Raw genomic sequence first — 1420 nt, 5'->3', positions numbered from 1 at the left:
GCGCTCTTCCCGAAGCCGCCGGGGCCGACGACCGTGACCCGCGGCGCCGACCGCAGCAGCAGCTCAAGCTGTCCGTACTCCGTACTTCTGCCGACCACCATCTGTCGCCACTTCCTTCCCACAGCCCGCAGCCTGGCCGCGGTGGGGTCCGTGGGTCATCGGTGATCGGCGGGTTTAGGTAGCCGTAGGTATGCGTATACGCATGCCCGGTGCGCACGGTCCGCGGGGCCAACTCCGGTTACCCGAGCGGTCACCGGCGGTCGGAATCACCCCGCCGTACGGGCAGCTCACGCCGATAGCGGTCATCGCCCACGGCGGCCGCCCCGGCACACCACGCTGTGCGCATGCCCGCCCGCCACGCGAAGCCGTCCGTCACCCGCCGCCGGGTGCTGTCCTGGGTGCTCGCGGCCCCGGTGGTCGCGCTCGGCGCCCGCTCCGGCCTCGCCTCGGATCTGTTCGCGGCGCGGACCGAAGCCCCCGAGCACCGCTTCAACCTCTACCTGGCCGTGGCCGAGGACGGCCGCGTCGAACTCACCCTCCCCCGCACGGAGATCGGCCAGGGCGTCACCACGGGCGGCGCCGTCCTGGTGGCCGAGGAGCTGGACGTCCGCCTCGACGCGGTGGACGTGCTCACCCCCGGGGCGCTGGAGACCATCGACGTCCAGATCGTCGGGTACTCCCTCAGCCTGCGCCTGCTCGCCCCGCTGCTGCGTGGTGCGGGCGCCGAGGCCCGCGCCCGCCTGGTCTCCGCCGCGGCCCACCGCCTGGACGTCCCGTACGGCCAACTGCGCACCGAGAACGGCGAGGTGATCGCCCCCGACGGCCGCCGCCTCGGCTACGGCGAGCTGGCCGAGGAGGCCGCGGCGCTGGTCCTGCCGGACAACCTGGTCCCCACCCCCAAGGACCCGGCCGACTACCGCCTCGCCGGCCACCCGCACACCCGCATCGACGCCCGCGCGATCGTCACCGGCAAGGCGGCCTACGTCCTCGACCGCCCGCCCCCGGAAGGCGCCGCCGCGGTGGTCCTCGCCCGCCCGCCGCAGCTCGGCGGCAAGGTCCGCGGTTACGACGACGCCAAGGCCCGCGCCCTCCCCGGCGTCCTCGGCACGGCCCAACTGCCCACCGGCGTCGCCGTCGCGGGCGAGACCTTCCACCACGCCCTCGCCGGCCGCGACGCCCTCGACGTCGACTGGTCCCCTGGCCCGGCCGACGGCCTCTCCGATACGGACATCCGCACCCGGCTCCGCTCGGTCGCCCTCGACCTGCCCGCACTGCCGAAGCTGCTGGTCAAGACGATCGAGGGCGAGTTCGACTTCGCCCACGCGGCGCACGCCCCGCTGGAGACCCAGGCGAGCACGGCCGACGTCCGCGACGGGCGGGCCGAGGTCTGGTCGTCCACCCAGGACCCGATCGGCGCCCG

1 protein-coding gene is annotated in these 1420 nt (G+C 75.1%); it reads left to right on the top strand.

What is annotated here, in order from left to right; all coding sequences use genetic code 11:
- Positions 1–344: 344 nt before the first annotated feature.
- Positions 345–1420, top strand: a 1076-nt coding sequence (locus G5C51_RS41985; protein WP_165246189.1) for a molybdopterin cofactor-binding domain-containing protein, incomplete at its 3' end; no start/stop codon positions are given.

The sequence above is a fragment of the Streptomyces coryli genome, from assembly GCF_011044975.1.
Lineage (GTDB): Bacteria > Actinomycetota > Actinomycetes > Streptomycetales > Streptomycetaceae > Streptomyces > Streptomyces coryli.
The sequence above is the reverse complement of the archived record's forward strand: the minus strand, read 5'-3'. Positions and strand labels throughout refer to the sequence as shown.